An 18,286-nucleotide genomic window follows, 5' to 3' on the forward strand; every position below is an offset into this window, starting at 1 on the left:
AGTAGAAACACGGTCAATGCATGTACGCGGATGCCCGGGGCGTGTGGCAGCCGTCCACGACGTCCGCAGCACTCCGGGAGGCGAGCATGGCGCAACGCAACCGTCAGTGCTCCCGCGGAAGCCGGACCGCAGGTCATCCATTGACCAAGAAGGCCTCAATCGCCGCCAGGTACTCATCCGGCTCCTCGTCGTGCGGAGAATGCGCGCTGCGGTGGAACAGGTGCAAGGAAGCATTGCGCAGGCGCACGACCAGATCACGCGCACTGTCCACTCCGACGTTGCCGTCCCACAACCCGGCCATGACCAGCGTAGCGGTATCGAGGTCCGCCAGATCGTCGATGAGGTCCGTTCTCATGGTCGCCAGCAGCGCGCGGGCCATCGTCTCGTTGAATCCGAAATCCGGCTCGTCCTTCCCGTCGCTATCCGCTCCGCCATCCGGATTCCGTAAGGCCAGACGCCGCCGGGTGACCACATCTTCGGCGAGAACGGCATGAGCCAGCCATACGCGCTGCACCGGATCCTCCACGCCGTCCAGCCGTGCCCGCAGTGCTGCCCGGGTGACCGGCGTGGCAAGAGCATCGATCGCCGCGGGCTGCAACGCGATCGCGCCCGGATGCAACGGCCCCACAATCGGCGGGGCCTGCAGGATCAGCCGCGACACCCGCCGCGGATACGTCACCACGTATTCCGCGGCGAGCACGGCACCGAACGACACTCCCCACAGCACGAAAGACTCGAGGCCCAGCGCGACGCGTAGCTCGTCGAGGTCTCGAACCAGCCGGGCGAACGTGTACGTGTCCGCCTGCGCCGGCTTTCCCGAGCGGCCGCAACCGCGCTGGTCATAGAAGACGACCGGCACTCGCCGAGCCAATCGGTCGCCGATCGCCTCGTACGGACAGGCGCTGGCCCCGGGCCCGCCATGGACGAGCACCACCGGCGTCCCCGGCCGGGATGCCCCCGCCACGCGAACCCAATGGGACACCCCACCAGCGGATATCTCGTGTTGCCCATCGATCATCGCTGGACTATATCCACAGTCGGGGACCGGAAGGGTGTCCTGCCCGGCGCCGGGTGAAGCGGATCCACATGACCGCATGCGGCGACGGCCAAGAGGATGCTCGCGACAACGAGGTTGCCCGTACCAAGGTATGACCGTTGCGTCACGTCGCTCGCTCGCATGCTGTCGCTTCTTTCGTGTCGGGCCTGCCGTGTCACTGGAATACGATCTGCGCCGCCGCGTTGAAGCGGCATGAGAGTGTGCCGGAGCCGAAGTCAGCGGGTATCTTCAGCAGTTTCCTCCGGCCGATGGTCAAGGGTGTGAAGTCGTTCGGTCGCGGCGGCTCTGATATGGGCATGCTCGATCGGGTCGTCGCGGAGTTCGACGAGCCAGCGGCGGGCGTCGTCGGTAAGCGCGGTGTGCCGCACGGCGAGCAATCGCACGTCGGCTTCGCAGTCGAGCAGGTAGATAGGCAGATGCTCCGGGGCTTGGTGATCCAACAGGAGCAGGCTGCGTAGGTAGCTGGCACGTTCGTATGTGTGCGGTGAGCCGGTGGTCAGGTGGATCAACCGGCGTACGAGTCTGTCCTTCGCGTCGAGATGGGCGGCCGGTGGTGTGCCGGCGAGGACCCGGGCGAGTTTCTCGGTAAGTAGGTCGTAGCCGCACCATTCCCCGTCGTTGTCGCGGTCGAGCCGGTCGAGCGCGTCAGAAAGCATCGCGACATTCAAGTCCATGGGTGCGTTTGGGAACGTTCGAAGGGAACTCGCAGATACTTGCTGGCCGAGCTCGAGCAGGATGCCGAACACGCCCGTCGGGCCGGGGGGTCCCAGTCGTTCCGCGAGGTTCAGCAGTTCCAGGAGCTCACGTCCCTGGTGCCGAGCGGTCCCGAACGTGAGGTTGAGGGTGCCACTGTCGGTGCCGACGGCTTGCATCAAGTCGAGAAGCTGTGCCGCAGAGAACGCCGCCAGGTTCGCGCGCGGAGCGACAGCGGCGATCGGACGCTCGCGGATGGCGGCGTCGAAGGCTGCATCGAGTCCCCCGTCCCGGCCGCGCCAACGTCGCCAGGGTTGCTCAGCCGGCCAGAACTCGGTCGCCTCGACGGTATCGACGCGCACGGCCGCCTGGAGCCATAGATCGTCCCACCACTCCACCGGCCACCACCGGGCGATCATGGTCAGGGCATCAGTCCAGCGGGCGCCGTTGCTCACGTAGTCGCGCAGCGTCTCGAGGGCCTGTTCGTCACCGCCAACCGCGAGCACCGCCAGGATCCCGGCAGGGAGATCGAACATGTCCGCATCGCTATCGGGATCGTACGGCTCCGACGGCGGCGGCAAGGGGCCGCAGGCATGCAGCTGCGCGACCAAGGGAGCCAGATCGAGGTCCAGGTCGCGGACCAGCCTGGCCAGGTAGACCTCACGGCTGTCGACGTAGTGGTTCCATCTGGTGTCACGACCGATGCACTCGTAAACCAGCCGGGCATCCTCCGGCCGGGCGCGAAGCCGGGCGACGGCAATCCCCCGACCCCGCTCCAGCGCCCCGAGCACGCTGCGTGCCGGCGCATAGTGCCAGTCGTGCTCACAGTCGCCGTCAGCACAGTCCACGCCATGATTCTCATCGGCCTCCCGGCCCCATACAGGCAAACAGCCCTTCCCGGCGCGTGGCGGGCCTCGTGGCGTCATCTGCCCATCATCGAGGAGTTGGCCGACGGAGCGTACACGTGGCTTGCCTGCCCGTTGCAGCACGACGGCCCTCCCGAAGGAGGGCCGTTGCATGTGCTCAGCCAGGCCCGGGGATCTCTGCCACTCGGACCCGGATGGCTTCTGGAACCAGCATCACAGGCCAAACTCAAGCCCAGGGCAAGAGCGGCTCAGCATCGCCGCAAGTGGGAGGCGCCTCTTCATCGGGTGTTCGGCGCCGGTCCAACCGGATCACCGATGGTCGTGTTCCTCACCGAGGTTGTCGATGTTCGCGCCGCACGCTTCGAAGATCCGCAGGCCGAGCAGGCCCAGCATCGCGATCGACGCGGAGTCGTTGAGGTCCCGCCGACAGCCTGGCGGCGGCGGTAGGGCCTCGAACTGCGTACGCCTATGACCCGGAACACTGAGTAGCAGCAGCCGGCTGCAATCGGCAGATCAGGCAGGGCCTTCAATCACGGGGTATGACGGTGTGCCCCTCGCGCGTACGGGTGGCGGCAGGTGAGCGAGGCTTTTCAGCTGGTCGATCAGGGGTCATACACCATTGCACAGTGGGGTGGGTCTTTCCGAGGCGCAGACAGAGTATGAGTCGGACGGGTCGGGCCTGCGCCGGAACCTTGAAGGTGAGAACGATGTCGGACTCGACGCCGGGGTGGACCGTGGCCGGCGGGGTACTGCCGGTCATGAGGGTCCGCACCTCAGGCGGATAGAACCTCTTGCCGTCGTCCGTGTCCAACCATGCACAGCCTCTCGCGAACGAACCATCGAACGGCTCGGTCCCGACGTTCTGGAGCCGGACTGCATATGACCCCGGGTCGGCGTCGTTCCCGCGGGTGGCGTGTAGTCGCGCCGCATAGCCGGGATCGCCTGTCATGGTCAGCTCCTCGCCGAGCGAGACCGGGTCGAGGTAGGGATGGCGCTGGTCGACGTAGTCGGCGATGGCCTGTTTGTTGAGGTAGTCGCGCAGGTTGCCGTAGACGGGTCGGTCAGCGTCGTCGCGCTGCCTCTGCTCGAGGAGTCCGTTCGTGACGACGACCAGCATGACCAGCAGCGCCGTGATGCCGGCGAGCACGGCCACGACGCGGATCCAGGGGTACCTCGCTGTCACGGGATCGCCAGATCGGCAGGGGCGGCTCGAAGCTGAGGAGAACGAGACGCGCGCTTGCCGGCCATACGCTGCAAGAAGAGCTGCCGACTCACTCCTGTCAGCGGCAAAGAGACAGCCTTCACGCGGCGTATCCGGAGTCCGTATTCAAGGCGATACCTTCGCCGAATTGCGGCGCCAGCTCGCGGACGCCCTCAACCGACTACGCCGTCGACGAGATGGCGGCAGCATTGCGCTTCTATGAGACAGCACTCGGGGTGCATGGCCTTCGGCAGCCATGTTTCCACCGGGAAACCGGCTAAGGCCCCTTCCAGATGCCGAGGCTACGCACGAAGCGCACCGGATCCTCGAACTGGTTCTCCGGAGCGTGACGGCGACGCCGCCGCCGCGCACGACCGGGGGCATGAGGTCCGTGCATGTTCCGCGGTTGTGGTTGTCGCTACGTCAATCCCCCAGCCGGTTGACGAATGACACGTGCAACGATCTCGCTGCTGGTCCCCACATGCCACCGTCGCAGTTCGGCCATCGGGCGGATCACCATTCCACAATGGCAGGGCTCGGTGGTGCCCGCTGCGTATGATGCTGGCAGGTCTCGGTCCGCCACCTGGCAGCGCCCGCCGCCAAGAGAGGTAGCCATGGATCCGGCGAATTTCACCGTGGGTGTTCTCTCCAGCCTGGTCGCCACAGCGATCGTGGGCGGCTGCGCCCGGTACTTCTCGTGGGGGCGCAAAGTTTCGTTCCGGCAGGTCGTCCGCGACGTCGAGGCGCTGGCCTGCAAGATCAAGGCAGATCCTTCCTTCCGGCCGGACGCGGTCGTCGCGGTCAGCCGGAGCGGCGCCGTCGTGGGTGGTGTGCTGGCCGGGCTCCTCGACGGGTTGGCCATCGGCGCGCCGATCGTGCTGCCGATCGAGATCGACCGCCGGCACGGCTTGCGGCACACCGCCATCAGCTATGGTCCGACCAATCTGTCGGCGTTTTCCAAGGTCATTCTCGTGGGCTGCGTCAACGACACGGGGGAGGCACTGCGCGCCGCCAAGGAATGGCTTGCTGAGAATGCCCCTTCGGTGCAGGTGAAGACCGCCGCGGTGTATTCCCGGCCCGGCGCGCTCGTCCGGCCCGACCACATCGGACGGGAGGCGGGCAGGAACGGCCGATACGACACCGGAAGGCTGCTCGTCCGGATGCCGTGGATGATCGACGGCTGGCTCCACGACCTTCCCGCCGAACGCGGTCAGGCGAGCCTGGCCCCCCGGTGACGGTGCACCGTGCCCGCTGTCCCGGGCTTGCCGGCCGGCCTCCGGCGACGGCTACCCAGCTACGGCCGCGCTGAGCAAGGCGGCCAGTCTGGGGCCGGCAGCGATGGAAACAGGCGTGCCGGACCCCAGGTGGGTGACGGCCACCGTCCCGCCGGCCAACTCGACCAGTCCGTGCCCGGCGGCCGTATCCCAGGGGGGAATGTCCACCGAGACGTACGCGTCGAGCCGGCCGGTCACCACCTCCAGCAGCGCGCACGCGGCCGACCCCACCCGCCGTTCGGTCGCGACGAGCGGCGTCAGCGCCTCCCGCAGGCGCATAGCCTCCGCATGGCGGGCGGGATCGTGCGGTCGGCTCAACGAGACCCTCGCGGCGCAGAGCCGTTCCGGGTCGTTGATCCTCACGCGGAGGTTGCCCCGCAGCTCGCCGGTGGCCGAGCTGGCGAGCCAGCGCAGATCCGCCGGCCGGTACACGACCACCGCGACCGGCTCGTGGCGCCGGTGCGCCGCGATGCTCACCGCATAGTCCGGCCGTCCCGCGACGAGGTTGGCGGTGCCGTCCAGCGGATCGACGTACCAGCGGATCCCGCTGCTCCCGGCGCTCACCCCGGATTCCTCGGCGACGATCTCATCGTCGGGGCGGGCCGCCCGGATCACCGCGGTGATCGCCTTCTCCGCGGCGAGGTCGGCAGCCGTGACGAAGTCCTCTACGCCGCCTTTGTCGGCGACCGCCAGCCGTCCATCGCCGGCGTCTTCGGAGGTCACGGCGCGGATCGCGGTCACGCCCGCGACCGCCGCGTCCAGCGCCAGCGCGTGCAGGTCACCGTACCCGGTGACGTTCTCCGGATCGGACGGCGTGGTCATCCCGGTACGGTATCGCGCGGCAACCAGGGGCACCGGTGCGCGCCGCGTAGCGCACAGCACTCCTGTCCGGCGGTACGCCGCCAAGACGAGGAATCGCGCCGGTCAGCGTAGCGTCAGCCGGAAGACCCGGGCGCCCGCCGCCCAGGCCAGGTGCAGATCGCCGGGGTCCGGATCGCCGTTCTCGTCGAGACGGATGTTGTTGAAGCCGGCAAAGGTCGGAACGTCCCGGGCGATCACGCCATACTTCTCGACCACCGCGGCCTCCTCGGTCAGCACGCGCACGTCCGCCAGGCGCCGCCGGCCCAGGTGCCGCACCTCCACCGGTTCCCCGGTCCGCAGATTCCTCCCCCAGGCGAACGGCGAGCCGATCAGCAGGTCACCCTCATACCGCGTGTACGTCACGGGGACCGCGAACTGCTTCCCCGACTTGCGTCCGACGACGTACAGGATGAGCAGATTCCGGCCGACCACCCGGGACAGAAGCGGCATCCGCAGAAGGACCCGCACGATCACGTTGGCGAGGCGCTGGAAGCGCAGCGTCCTCGCCCTACCCCTCCCGGGCTCGGCGCGACCAGCCGTCATGGCGGCCTCCCCACGGTCGACGCCGCTGTACGTACGCCTCGACGTTACTCCACCGGAGGCGTCGTCGGGCCCGGTACTCATAGCGCACGACACCGAAGTAGCCCATGGTGGATGAGGCGGAGATGACGAGTACGGGATGGACTGGAGACGAAGTTGATCCCGCCGCCGACTCGGTCGGCTCCGATCCGGAGGGCTACTGACGTGTTTGACGACAACGGATCGTTCCTGCTGGCGATGTTGGAGTTCTTCATCTTCTTCGCCTGGTTCATGGGCCTGTTCTGGATCTTCGGAGACCTCTTCCGGAGCAAGGATCTCGGCGGCGTGGCCAAGACGTTGTGGACTCTGTTCCTCGTCTTCCTGCCGATCCTCGGCATGATGATCTACCTGATCGCACGCGGCAGCGGCATGGCCGAGCGCGCGGTCGCTTCCCAGACGGAGCTGCAGAAGCGGCAGGATGCCTATATCAGGTCGGTCGCGACATCGAGCGGAGGCAGAGGTAGCGCTACCGATGAGATCGCGTCGGCGAAGGCACTGCTCGACTCCGGTGCCATCACCACGAGCGAGTACGAGCAGCTGAAAGCCAATGCGATGGGGAAAGGCCCCGCCTCGCCGGTTGCGTAGCAGATCGCGGCGCTCGGCGGGCGGCCGCCGAACAGACCTAGAGCGCGGTCGGCAGCTCCGCCCGCCGCGCGCGCCACCGGCGGGGACTGTCACCGAACCGGTGGCGGAACCACCGGGAGAACGCACTCGGCGCGGCGAAGCCCAACAGCTCGGAGATCTCCGTCAACCGGTAGCGCTCGTGGGACAGGTACCGCTCGGCCAGACCGGCCCGGACATCGTCGACCATGGACGTGAAGGTGTTCCCGGTGGCGGTGAGGTGCCGGTGCAGGGTCCGCCGGTCCATGCCCAGGGTGCGGGCGACCCGCTCGACGCCGCAGCGGCCGGTCGGCAACAGCACTTCCACCAGGTCTCTGACCCGCTCCGGGACGGTGAGGCCCGGTGAGATGGCCAGGGACGCGAAGATCTCGTCGAGGCGCCCCGCAGCCTGCGAGCCGGCGAGCACGTTCGGCGCATCGAGATCACTCGCGTACAGCACCAGGCCGGTGAAGCTGTGGCCGAAGCGCACTCGAGGGCCGAACAGCCGGGTGTGCGTGTCGACATCGGCGGGGGCGGCGTGCGAGAAACACGCCGACAGCGGCTGCCACCGGGGGCCCAGGACCTCACTGACGATGCCGTGGAGCGCACCGACCGCCAGTTGCTCCGCCTGGGTCGTGGGCGCCGGCTCGCCCAGTTCCAACCACATCCGGAGGGACGCGAGTCCTTCGGCCTCCACCAGCCGGATCCGGATCGCCTCGTTGTAGGTGTGTTCGTAGCGCATCAGCAGGCCCAGCGCATCACGCAACGTGTCTTCCGCGCGGAGAGCGAGGCTCAGCGGCCCCAGCGTGGACAGCCGGCGGTACTCGGCCAGCCTGAGGCCGAAGTCGGCGCGGCCGCAGGCGCGGGCGGACAGCTCCAGCAGCCGGGCCACGCGGACCGCCGGCACCCACTTGTCGGGCGTGGACAGATCGGCCGGATCGAGGTCGACGGCCCGCATCAGGGTCGCCGGGTCCACGCCGTAGGACCGGGAGAGCTGCAGATAGCCGCTGAGTGCCGCGTACCGGAGCGAAGGTCTCACGTCGCGCCGTCGATGTCTCGCAGGGATAAGAAAGCTGTCCCGCTCAGTAAAGCACCCCTCGGACATCACGCCTAGCGTCGATGGCGTTACGGAAACCGGCCGGCACCGTTCCCGAGGAGACACGCATGGCCAAGGCCATCCGCTTCGACAGGCCCGGGCCCCCCGGGGTCATGACATGTGAATCGGTCGAGGTCGGCGAACCGGGTCCGGGCGAGGTCCGGATCCGGCACCGGGCCGCCGGGCTCAACTTCGCCGACATCTACTTCCGCCGCGGCCTCTACCCCGCTGAGCTGCCCGCCGGAATGGGCGTCGAGGCGGCCGGTGTGATCGAGGCGACCGGTCCCGGCGTCACCGGGTTCCGCGTCGGCGACCGGGTGACCTACACCGGCAGCCCGCTCGGGGCCTACAGCACCGAACGGGTCATGTCCGTGGCACCCTTGATCAAACTCACCGGCCCGGGGCCGTCGCCGGCCGCCGGCAGGCAGCGCGCTCGCCTCGGCAGTCTCTTCTCCACCCCCGCCGTGGTCCTCGCGTACCTCGGTGGCGGGCTCCAATTGTTCATCGCCGGCTCGCTGTTCGCGTGGCTGCCCAGTTACTTCCACCGGGCGTACGCGATGGCGCCGGACAAGAGTCGGTCCGGGCCACCGCGTTCGGCACGCTCACCTTCTTCAACAACGCGCTCGGCCTGGCCGCCGGCCCGATTCTCACCGGCCTTCTCGCCGACCGGCTCGGCCTGCAGGCCGCCATGCGGTACGTCCCGCTGGCGGCCGTGGGCGCCGTCGTGCTGCTGCTCGCGGGGCGCCGCGCCTACCCCACGAGCATCGAGCGGCTCGAATCCCCGGCGACCGGCGCCACCGACCGGAGCCGCTGATGCGGCGGCCGGCCGGGTCTCGGCGCCACGGATCTCAGCTCAGGATCCGGGCCTTCTGAGCGTTGAACTCCTCATCGGTGAGGATGCCCTTGTCGCGGAGATCGGCGAGCTGCCGGAGCTGATCGACCATGGTGGGCTGGGGCGCGGCCGCGGGGGCCGGCGCCGCTTGGCCATAGGGTCGCCGTTCGGCCATTTCCTGCTCGTAGGCTTGCTCCCGGTCGGCGTAGGTCTGCGCATCGCGGTCGGCGAACTTCTTCGCCTGGTGACGCTGCACCCGTCCGGCCACAGCACTCGCCGTACCGGCCACCACGGCGGTGCGGGCGATTCCTCGCAACAGTCCCGGCATGACTTCCTTCCCTTCCTCAGGCCTGGCGACTGATCTCCAGCCGGTCCAGCGCATCGATCACGTCCTGGGCGGGGATGCGCTCGCTAGCGATCATCTCCCCGCCGGCATCCAGTGCGGCGGCGACGAAGGGCGCGGCCCAGGCGTTCTCGAAGACGATCAGGACGGCCATCGTGCCGGGTTGCATGACCTCGGCCGCCGTACTGAGGTCATCGTCGCCGAGCAGCCCTGACCGGGCCCCGCCGAACACATGGAACCCACCCACGCCGAAGGGCGTCACCTCGGAGAGGTCCACCCCGCTGAACGACCCGTCGAGCGCTTTGCGGATCACCAGAAGGTCGTACAGGCGAATGGAACCGCGCTCGACAAGATCCATGATCGCGTCGGCGCACGCCTTGGTATCGGCATCGCCCGGAAACTCCAGCAGCACGAAGTCGATCGGGCCGACGGCTACCTGGTTCGGCATCTCTCCATCACTCTCCCGTTGTCACTCACGCGTCCTGGCCGCGGGGTACGCCGCGGGCGAGGTCTGCACCGGCCATGCCTGGTCCCCCGCCACGGTAGGCGCCGGCAGACGCACCGAAATCACCCCGCACGGAGGGCTTCCGGTGGCCGTCCCGGTCGGTTCACGCGGGCGAATGCGGGGCCGGCAGGCCGCCTGGGCGGCCCACCGGCCCCGATCACGCCAACTGCGCCGCGTCACGGGAAAGGACATCGTGAGCGCTGTGGTGAACCGATCGATCGGACGGCAAGGACTGCGTGAACGAACCTAGAAGACGCCGATGGCGATCGCTTCGAGGGGTGTGGCCTCATTCGTGGTGCCGGCGATCTGGGTGTTGCAGCGAACCTCCTCCCAGCCCGAGCCCTGCAGATGTGCCTGATAGCAGACGCCGCCGAGCTGGACGCCGATGGCCAGTCCGTCCAGCCCGTAGCCCTCACCGACCAGGCCGGCGATCTGGGTGTTGCAACGAACGTCGTCCCAGCCGAGGCGTTGGATGTGTGCCTGGTAGCAGACGCTGCCCACCTCGGGGCTCACACCGATGGCGATCGCCTCCATCATCTGGCCCTCACCGATCGTGCCGGCGATCTGGGTGTCACAGCGGACCTCGTCCCAGCCGAGGCCCTGCACGTACGCCTGGTAGCAGACGTGCCGCCCCACCGGCTGGGCGACGTCGGCATCGGCCACCGCTGCCTGGACCCGGACCACACCGTCGGCCGGGTCGAGGGATCGCGCCTCGCGTGCCGCGGCGGCGAGCCCGTCGGTCGAGAGCCCCGTGGCGCCCGCCATGACCGGCGACGCCTGAACTGTGACGGCCAGCGTCGTCAACGCCACGACAGCGGCGACGCGTTTCCACATGGATGACTCCTTTCATCGGCGCCGGCGGCGGGTCGCGGAGGCCGGACAGTCGTCCGTCGCAATCACGTCACCGCAGGTCGCGCTATCACGGGAGGAGCTCCTGGCGGACCAGTATTCGCCGCAGGCACATATCCAATCAAGGACTTCGATGGAACGTCAAAGAAGAGAACGAGCACGCAAGGGGCCACGGTCACCGACCGCTCCCGCCCAGGACGGTTTGCCGACCCGGGCAACGACCAAAATGGCGGACAACGGCACTCCGGGCAGGCAGAGCGGAGCGGCCAGGTTAAGACCTCGTGAACATATGTGACTCGACGCAATTGATCGCCATGCCGCGAGCGTCCGGTCGCGCCGCACCCCACCACCCGGCGCCAGCATAATGTCGACGATCTGCCGATAATGTCGCCGTGGCATTTAATATCGACTTTCATCGAAAGGTAATTGACTGGCCGGGCACGGCGACATAGCGTGTAGGCGATTGCTGGCCAGCAACTGGTGAATGCCGCCACCCGGGTATCGGTTCATGGACGACAGCCAGCACTGCGGACAAGACAGAACCAGGGTCATTCGGCAACCAGCTGTAGCACCAACAAGGTCACGGACGGACAGGTGAGCCGGTTTCCCATGGCCCCCGAAAAGGTGATCGCCATCGGGAACCGGTTCGTCCGGCCGCGTCTCTCACAAGGAGGATTCCATGACCACCTTCCGGCGTATCGGTATGGCGTTGGCCTGCCTCTCCGCAACGGCGGCAGGGCTGGCCGTCTCGACGCCCGCCCAGGCTGTTCCCGCCGCTTCGGCGAGTTCGTTCGTCCTCGCGATCGTTCCGGAGTACGGCGGCCCCGTCAGTACGGCGACACTTCGCTGCGAGCCCGCCGGTGGAACGCATCCACACCCGATCGCGGCCTGCGCCCAGCTCGAGTCCGCCAACGGTGATTTCTACGCCGTCGAGGGCACCCGGGGCGCGTGCACCCTGGAATATCGCCCGGTGACCGCCATTTCGGTCGGAGATTGGCGGGGCACGCTCATCACCTATCGTGAGACCTTCTCCAACCGGTGCACCATGGAGCGCGCAACGAGCGGCATTTTCAATTTCTGAGCGATTCGTCCTTCGGCCGGGAAATCGGTCGGGACAGGCAGAACCACATCCCGCGGCACGGCAGGGCCCGGCCGCTTGCGCGATCGGGCCCTCGTCACCCTGCCCCGCCGGGAGGCAGGTGACCACCACGGTCCGCACCCCTTGGGCGTCGGCCTACCGCGGGGAGCGACGGTCCAGGTGGCGGTTCAACGTCAGGGCGGCGTCGATCAAGGCGAGGTGGGTGAACGCCTGCGGGAAGTTGCCCAGCTGCTCCCCGGTCAGGCCGATCTCCTCCGAGAACAGGCCGAGGTGGTTGGCGTACGTCAGCATCTTCTCGAAGGTGACCCGGGCCTGGTCGAGCCGGCCGGCACCGGCGAGCCCGTTGACATAGGCGAAGGTGCAGAGCGAGAAGGTTCCCTCGGCGCCGCGCAACCCGTCCGGTGACGCCGCCGGGTCGTACCTGTACACCAGGCTGTCCGTGACCAGCTCCGCGTCCATTGCTCGCAGGGTCGACAGCCACCTGGGGTCGGTGGGGGTGACGAAGCCGACGGTCGGCATCCGCAGCAGGGACGAGTCCAGTACCTCGGTCTGGTAGTGCTGGCGGAAGGCCTGCCGCGACGGACTCCACCCGCGATCCATGATCTCGTGATAGATGAGGTCCCGTTCCCGGCGCCAGCGGTCGAGCGGGGCCGGCCGGCCGTGGCGGGCCGCCATGCGGACGCCGCGGTCCAGCGCCACCCAGCACATCAGCCGCCCGTACGTGAAGCTCTGTCGGCCGCCGCGGGTTTCCCAGATGCCCTCTTCAGGCTGCGACCAGTTCTCCGCCACCCAGTCGAGCAGCCCGCAGATCGCCGTCCAGCCCTGGTGGCTGGGCGCGAGTCCGTGCTCGGCGGCGACGTGGATGCTGTCCAGCGCTTCGCCATAGATGTCGAGCTGGAGTTGGTCCGCCGCGCCGTTGCCGATATGCACCGGCGCAGACCCGCGGTATCCGCTCCAGTGCGCGAGGGTCTCCTCGGTCAGGTCCCCCGATCCGTCCACCCGATACATGATCTTCAACGGAGCCGTGCCGTCCTTCTCCGCCCGCTCGTCGATCCGGTCGCGCAGCCAGCTGCCCAACGCTGCTGCCTCGTCCGTGAAGCCGAGCCCGAGCAGTGAGTACACGGAGAACGAGGCGTCGCGGACCCAGGTGTAGCGGTAGTCCCAATTGCGTTCCCCGCCGATCACCTCGGGCAGCGCGGCGGTCGGCGCGGCTACCAGCGCGCCGGTGGGTGCGTACGTCATGAGCTTCAGCGTGATCGCCGAGCGGTGCACGGCCTCGCGCCATCTCCCGGCGTAGGTCGACCGGTCGAGCCAGGACTTCCAGAAGCCCACCGTCTCCTCGAACAGCCGCCACGCCTCGGCGACGCGTACCTCCCGCAGCCGGCCCGCATCGCCCGTGCGCAGGACGATCCCGCGCGTCTCCCCTGCCGTGAGCCGGACCTCCGCATGGACGTCGCCGTCGTCGTCCACCCGGATCCGGGCCGCCCGCTCGTCGCCCGCATCGCGGATCAGACAGACGGTCAGGGTGGTGCCACGGACGCCCTGAAAGACCGCGCCACTCCCGTCGACGTGGGTCTTGCCGGGCTCGCGGCCGTAGTCGAAGCGTGGCGCGATGTCGAGGCGGAAGGTCATGTCTCCGCGGACGCAGCGGGCCATACGGACCAGACAGCGTTCGTCCGACGCGACGCCGGGTGCGCTGACCGGCATGAAGTCGACCACCTCGCCGGCTCCCTCCTCGGTCAGGAACCGGGTGACCAGCACCGCCGTGTCGGGAAAGTAGAGCTGCCTGCGGGTGAAGGCTTCCGCCGACGGGCGGACCCGCAGATGGCCGCCCCGCTCGGCGTCGAGCAGTGCACCGAAGATGCTCGGCGAGTCGAAACGGGGCGCGCAGAACCAGTCGACGCACCCGTCGGTGCTGACGAGAGCGGCACTCTGCAGATCCCCGATGAGGCCGTGGTCGGCGATGAGCGGATAGTCAGGCATGGGCAAGCCCGCCCTCCCGGATGATCAACGGTGTCAGGGAACGACGGGCCGGAAGGGACCGAGCTCGTCCTGACCCTTCTGAATGACGCCATAGCTGGACTCGGGCACCGGTTGCCAGGCGCCGGGCAGCTCGCTGAGCGGCTCGGAGACGACCAACCGGGTCTCGTCGGACAGCCGCCGCAGATTGTCGTTCTCCGGGTAGAGCTCGTGCAGCGCGGAGATCGCGGTGCTGAAGTGAAGCGTTCGGCTGCGTCCCTCGCTGGAGTAGCGGAAACACCAGACCCGGTCGCCGTCGGTGGTGGCGACCGTCATCTGGATCGGATCCGGGACCTGGTGCGCCCGGGCGACCGACTCGACCAGGCCCACCATGCGCTCCACCGCGGCCACCGGGCCGTCCTGCAACCCCAGGGTCAGGGCCAGATAGAACATCACCTCGGAGTCGGTGGAGCCGGTCACCGACGGGAAGAACTCCGCGGCGATGGCGAACATCAGGTCCCGTCTCAGCCGCGGGAACTCGCGAATGGCGCCGTTGTGGACCCACAGCCAGCGTTGGTAGCGGAACGGGTGACAGTTGGACTGCTGCACGGGCGTGCCCGTGCTCGCCCGGATGTGCGCCAGGAACAGCGGCGAGGAAACGGCACCGGCCAGCTCGCGCAGGTTCGCGTCGCTCCAGGCGGGACCCGTGTCGCGGAACAGTACGGGCCCGGACCGCTCGGAGGCGCCGTACCACCCGACGCCGAAACCGTCCCCGTTGGTGGTCTCCACGCCGAGACGCGCGTGCAGGCTCTGATCGATCAGCGAGAAGGCCGGCTTGTAGAGCAACTCCTCCAGCAGGATCGGCGTGCCCGAGTAGGCCAGCCAGCGGCACATGACGGCTCCCCTTCGGCGGCGGGTTCGACCAGCCCGATGTTCCCGGCGACCGGCCACGGCGTGCTTCATCCCGGGCGAATGAGGCAGGCCCGCAGTGGTCAGGTCCCGAACGCCGAGGGCCTGGGCTCTCCCGCCGCGGGCGGTTCCGGATGCGGTTGCACCGCGAGCGCCGCGGCGAGAGCTCGTTCGACCTGATCGACCCGGGGCCGCAGGAGCATCCAGTCCCGTCCGAGGGTGAGCGCCTCGTTCTCGGCGTCCACCGCGGCGACGAGGTCTCGCAGCAGGGCGCCGATCTCCAGCGACCAGTTCCGTCGCGGTTCACCGGTGGCCCGTTCGACCAGGGCGTTCCACCGGCCGGCAAGCTCGGTCAGGTCGGCGCGTACGGGCAGCCAGACCAGGCCTCGCTGCGCCGCGGTCGTCGCGGTCAACACCGGCGGCAACCGCCTGCCGGTGACGGTGCGGGTATCCAGCGCCAAGGCGCGGGCCTCCGCGTCCCAGGCCGACTTCCGCTGCGCCCGGTAGACCATCAACCCGCCGACGACCAGCGCTGCGAGGAGGACGAGCAGCAGGAACCAGCCGAGCGGTCCGAAACCCGTCGCCGCGGCAGCCGCCGCGGCGCTGGCGGACACGCTGGGCGCCGAACCGGCCTGCGCCGGTGCGGTGGTCACGGTGGTCTGCGCCGGTACGGGTGCCGCGACGGTCGCCGATGCCGGAGGCCGGGTCGTAGCCTGGGCCGGAGTCGTGGTCCGGACGGTGGTGGTGGTCCGGGCCGGCTCCGTCTCCGGGGCGGTGGGCGTCGCGGGCTTCGCGGGCTTCGTGGGCTCCGCGGGCTCCGCGGTCGGCGCCGGTTGCCGCGACCGTGGAGCCTGCGTGCCGTCGGTCCGGCTGGGCCGCGCCGCGGTGGGGTCAGCCTCCGGCTCCTGCGATGCGGGGCGGTCGACGGACCGCTCCGACGCACGGGGCGACGGCAGGGTGGACGGGTCGCCCTCACCTGCGCCGCATGCGGGCAGAGCGAGCACCGCGCCGATCATGAACGCTGACAGCACGCTCACCGCGCCGGTCCGCCGATGGTTGCGCCTGGATCCCATGCCGGCTCCTCGCTGGTCGGTGGCGCGACGCTAACCCGGGCGCGGGCGCTCGCGAATCATTCGAGATTGACGATTCGTGGTCGCCCCGCAGCGAGCGCGTGCGCGGCTCGCGTCTCATCCAGAGCGAGTGGTTCCGGCCGGAGCGGAACAGAGCGCACCCGCGCGAGCGGCCCGGGTCGCTCGCGGATCGCGGTCAGCGACGGCCGTTCCGGCGCCGGATGGTGATCACTCCGGCGACGACGAGCAGGACGGGAAGAACGAATCCCCACAGCAGCCAGCCGTTCATGGGCAACCTCGCCAGATCCTCATGCGTCGGATGCGGACCGGACTCAGCGGGCACCGTGGCCCCATGAGCCTCCGCGGGCTCTGCCCCGGCGCACGAGGAACGATCGATTCCGTCGCCAGCGTTCGGGGCACATGCCGTAGCGACGGAGCACGCCGAGAGCCTCTCCCAACAGGTAGACGCCCAGCCCGCCGGCCAGCCCGGCCACCAGCGTGTGAACGAAATCCGCCCCAGTGAGGTTCACGGTCACTCCCCCTCGGCGACTGTCCGGGTCGCACCCACCTTGATGAAGGGTCGGCAATAGGCATGCCAGCCGCCTCATCCGATGCGGAGGTTTCTCCGGATCCTCGGCGAGGGGTACCGCACAGCTGACCGTTCCGCACGGCGGGTTGCGTGCTACGGCGTGTTTGCGTCCGCCGGTCCTTCCGACGCTGTGCCCAGAGCACCCTGCAGAGTGTGCCTGGACCAGCCGACGGCCGACAGGTAGGTGGGCACCATGATGTCAATGCCGACCATTCTCAGGGCGGCGGCCGGCTCGCCCTGTTCGTAGGCGCGCACCACGGAAAGAACCTGACCCAGGTCGCCGATGCCGTCGGTCAGAGCTGCAGCGACCGGCGCGGACAGCGGCAGCTGCGAGATGAGATCGTCGGCCGGCTCGGCCAGCAGTTCGGCGATTCCGGACAGCAGACCGACGGTGAAGGCGGCGCCGCCGTCGGCTCCCACCTCTTCGGCGAGGAGTTGACACAACCGTGCCCTGATCATGGTCGCCATCAGCTGTTCCTCGGTGGCTTCGGTCAGGTCGCTGAACAGCATCAGCGTCACCCATTGCCGTACGGTGGCCATGCCGAGCAGCACGGCCGCGTCGCGTACGGACGACACCCGGGCGCTCAGCCCGGACGCGGCCGCGTTCGTCGCCTGCAACAGCCGATAGGTGATCGCAGGATCACGGCTGATCAAGTCCACGATCTCGTCGAGATCCTGCTCGGTGGCGTTCAGGGCGGCGATCAACTGGAGGCGACCGACGCGCGACGGCGACAGGGAGGCCTTCGACAGGATGTGCGGTCGTCCGAGTACGTGACCCTGGAAGTATTCGAAACCCAACTCCATCGCCTGCTGCAGTTGGTCCTCGGTCTCGAGCCGCTCGGCGATCAACTGCAGGTGGGGGAACTTCCGGCAGTGCCGCACCGTCTCCGCGGTTTCCGCCGCCTCGGTGTCCAGCATGTCGATCTTGACATAGGTGACCATGTCGAGCAGTCGCTCGCTTTCCGTGCCCCGCACGAAGTCGTCCAACGCGAGGGTGAAGCCTCTGTCGACCAGCGATTGGACCCCGGCGACGACCGTGTCGTCGACGTGCACCGTTTCGATGATCTCGAGTACGGCCTGGTTGGCGTCGAAGGGCACCGGCAGGTCGCCGACCAGGAACTCCCGGGTGACATTGACGAAGCACGCCTTCGAGCCCGCCAGCTCGGCGAGGCCGAACTCGGTGAACGCGGCGATGATCACCCGGCTGGTCGCCTGCGCGGACCGTCGTGATGCATTCTCCGCGTCCGAGGTGTCGCGGAACAGCAACTCGTAGGCGATCACGTCACCGCTGCGATCGTAGATCGGTTGACGCCCGACATGGATGAACCGTGTCTCGTCATCGTTGGCGGCAGCGGAGCTCGTCATACCACCGACGGTATGCCCCAAGACCCCCTGCGGGTCGGGCTAACCGCATGACATGCCGCCGGGGTGTGTACCGCTACCGGACCCGGACACGTGGGAAACCCCTCAGCACGTAAACCATCCTAGGAACCTGGCTCACCGGGTGGAAGGTTGAAGCGTCGGAGGATTCACGTTGCGGTTCGGGTGCATCTTCCTCATGTGGGTGCCCACGGTGCCGATACCGAAAGAATGCACAGTCGCCTGACAGGGATGTTCACATGCGCGGGGTCGTGGCTGACCGGCCTGGCACTGACGGCATGCCTGACCGCGGCGACGGCCGTCGCCGCCACAGCGACGCAGCCCGGATCGTGGGGCGCCCGGCTGACGACGCACCAGTACGCAGTCGAGCGGACTAAGGACATTTCCTCCGCGGCCGCGCGGCGCCACCACTGGACCAAGCAGGTCGCCTCGTCGACACCGCCGGGCGACCACGTACAGGCGCACCGCGTAGACCTCTGGGCCCGTCTGGCAGCAATCTCCGCGAACGACGCCGACCAGGTGAC

General features: G+C 68.6%; 17 protein-coding genes and 1 pseudogene. 5 read left to right on the top strand and 13 right to left on the bottom strand.

Features of this window, described 5'->3' with window-relative positions; genetic code table 11:
• Nucleotides 1-133: 133 nt before the first annotated feature.
• From IEY99_RS30355 to IEY99_RS30365, 3 genes are all read right to left on the bottom strand, one after another.
• Nucleotides 134-1,018, bottom strand: a complete 885-nt coding sequence (locus IEY99_RS30355) for an alpha/beta fold hydrolase (RefSeq protein ID WP_189207535.1) — start codon at nt 1,016-1,018, stop codon at nt 134-136.
• Nucleotides 1,019-1,272: 254 nt separating this feature from the next.
• Nucleotides 1,273-2,598 (bottom strand): hypothetical protein, encoded by a 1,326-nt coding sequence (locus tag IEY99_RS30360; RefSeq protein ID WP_189207536.1) that lies wholly within the window; start codon nt 2,596-2,598, stop codon nt 1,273-1,275.
• 544 nt (nt 2,599-3,142) lie between these two features.
• Entirely contained in the window at nt 3,143-3,769 is a 627-nt protein-coding gene (locus IEY99_RS30365; protein WP_189207537.1) for a hypothetical protein, read from the bottom strand.
• A gap of 662 nt (nt 3,770-4,431) precedes the next feature.
• Here IEY99_RS30365 and IEY99_RS30370 point away from each other — a divergent pair.
• The gene (locus IEY99_RS30370) at nt 4,432-5,052 is read left to right on the top strand and encodes a phosphoribosyltransferase (RefSeq protein WP_189207538.1); all 621 of its coding nucleotides are present in this window, start codon (nt 4,432-4,434) and stop codon (nt 5,050-5,052) included.
• Between the two features lie 51 nt (nt 5,053-5,103).
• Here the strand turns inward: IEY99_RS30370 and IEY99_RS30375 are convergent, their stop codons facing one another.
• Both IEY99_RS30375 and IEY99_RS30380 read right to left on the bottom strand, forming a co-directional pair.
• Nucleotides 5,104-5,913: an inositol monophosphatase family protein gene (locus tag IEY99_RS30375; protein ID WP_189207539.1), complete on the bottom strand. Its 810-nt coding sequence runs from the start codon at nt 5,911-5,913 to the stop codon at nt 5,104-5,106.
• Between the two features lie 102 nt (nt 5,914-6,015).
• Entirely contained in the window at nt 6,016-6,495 is a 480-nt protein-coding gene (locus IEY99_RS30380; RefSeq protein ID WP_229799383.1) for a PNPOx family protein, read from the bottom strand.
• A 201-nt stretch (nt 6,496-6,696) separates the two neighbouring features.
• On the opposite strand from IEY99_RS30380, the gene IEY99_RS30385 reads away from it, so the two are divergent.
• Nucleotides 6,697-7,116, top strand: a complete 420-nt coding sequence (locus tag IEY99_RS30385; protein ID WP_189207540.1) for an SHOCT domain-containing protein — start codon at nt 6,697-6,699, stop codon at nt 7,114-7,116.
• A 37-nt stretch (nt 7,117-7,153) separates the two neighbouring features.
• Here IEY99_RS30385 and IEY99_RS30390 read toward each other — a convergent pair whose 3' ends face one another.
• Nucleotides 7,154-8,170 (bottom strand): AraC family transcriptional regulator, encoded by a 1,017-nt coding sequence (locus IEY99_RS30390; protein ID WP_189207541.1) that lies wholly within the window; start codon nt 8,168-8,170, stop codon nt 7,154-7,156.
• A gap of 170 nt (nt 8,171-8,340) precedes the next feature.
• Between IEY99_RS30390 and IEY99_RS34620 the strand changes: the two are divergent.
• Together IEY99_RS34620 and IEY99_RS30400 are read left to right on the top strand one after the other, a co-directional pair.
• A pseudogene (locus tag IEY99_RS34620) lies at nt 8,341-8,538 on the top strand (alcohol dehydrogenase catalytic domain-containing protein); the annotation flags it as partial.
• A 212-nt stretch (nt 8,539-8,750) separates the two neighbouring features.
• Nucleotides 8,751-9,041: a hypothetical protein gene (locus IEY99_RS30400; protein WP_189207542.1), complete on the top strand. Its 291-nt coding sequence runs from the start codon at nt 8,751-8,753 to the stop codon at nt 9,039-9,041.
• 34 nt (nt 9,042-9,075) lie between these two features.
• Here the strand turns inward: IEY99_RS30400 and IEY99_RS30405 are convergent, their stop codons facing one another.
• The 3 genes from IEY99_RS30405 to IEY99_RS30415 all read right to left on the bottom strand — a co-directional run bounded on the left by IEY99_RS30405 (nt 9,076) and on the right by IEY99_RS30415 (nt 10,741).
• Entirely contained in the window at nt 9,076-9,387 is a 312-nt protein-coding gene (locus IEY99_RS30405) for an SHOCT domain-containing protein (RefSeq protein ID WP_189207543.1), read from the bottom strand.
• 16 nt (nt 9,388-9,403) lie between these two features.
• A complete protein-coding gene (locus tag IEY99_RS30410) occupies nt 9,404-9,850 on the bottom strand; it encodes a DUF6325 family protein (protein ID WP_189207544.1) in 447 nt (148 codons plus the stop codon).
• Nucleotides 9,851-10,153: 303 nt separating this feature from the next.
• Nucleotides 10,154-10,741 carry a hypothetical protein gene (locus tag IEY99_RS30415; protein WP_189207545.1) on the bottom strand — a complete coding sequence of 196 codons (588 nt, stop codon included), beginning with the start codon at nt 10,739-10,741 and terminating at the stop codon, nt 10,154-10,156.
• A gap of 694 nt (nt 10,742-11,435) precedes the next feature.
• Here IEY99_RS30415 and IEY99_RS30420 point away from each other — a divergent pair.
• Nucleotides 11,436-11,837: an SSI family serine proteinase inhibitor gene (locus tag IEY99_RS30420; RefSeq protein ID WP_189207546.1), complete on the top strand. Its 402-nt coding sequence runs from the start codon at nt 11,436-11,438 to the stop codon at nt 11,835-11,837.
• 153 nt (nt 11,838-11,990) lie between these two features.
• Here IEY99_RS30420 and IEY99_RS30425 read toward each other — a convergent pair whose 3' ends face one another.
• The 4 genes from IEY99_RS30425 to IEY99_RS30440 form a co-directional block, all read right to left on the bottom strand.
• Nucleotides 11,991-13,838 (bottom strand): glycoside hydrolase family 15 protein, encoded by a 1,848-nt coding sequence (locus tag IEY99_RS30425; RefSeq protein ID WP_189207547.1) that lies wholly within the window; start codon nt 13,836-13,838, stop codon nt 11,991-11,993.
• A gap of 33 nt (nt 13,839-13,871) precedes the next feature.
• A complete protein-coding gene (locus tag IEY99_RS30430; protein ID WP_189207548.1) occupies nt 13,872-14,708 on the bottom strand; it encodes a class II glutamine amidotransferase in 837 nt (278 codons plus the stop codon).
• Between the two features lie 98 nt (nt 14,709-14,806).
• Nucleotides 14,807-15,796, bottom strand: coding sequence for a hypothetical protein (locus tag IEY99_RS30435; RefSeq protein WP_189207549.1), 990 nt, complete (start codon nt 15,794-15,796; stop codon nt 14,807-14,809).
• Nucleotides 15,797-16,475: 679 nt separating this feature from the next.
• Nucleotides 16,476-17,747, bottom strand: coding sequence for an EAL and HDOD domain-containing protein (locus IEY99_RS30440; protein ID WP_189207550.1), 1,272 nt, complete (start codon nt 17,745-17,747; stop codon nt 16,476-16,478).
• Nucleotides 17,748-18,286 lie beyond the last annotated feature (539 nt).

Source organism: Couchioplanes azureus (assembly GCF_014648355.1).
Taxonomy (GTDB): domain Bacteria; phylum Actinomycetota; class Actinomycetes; order Mycobacteriales; family Micromonosporaceae; genus Actinoplanes; species Actinoplanes azureus.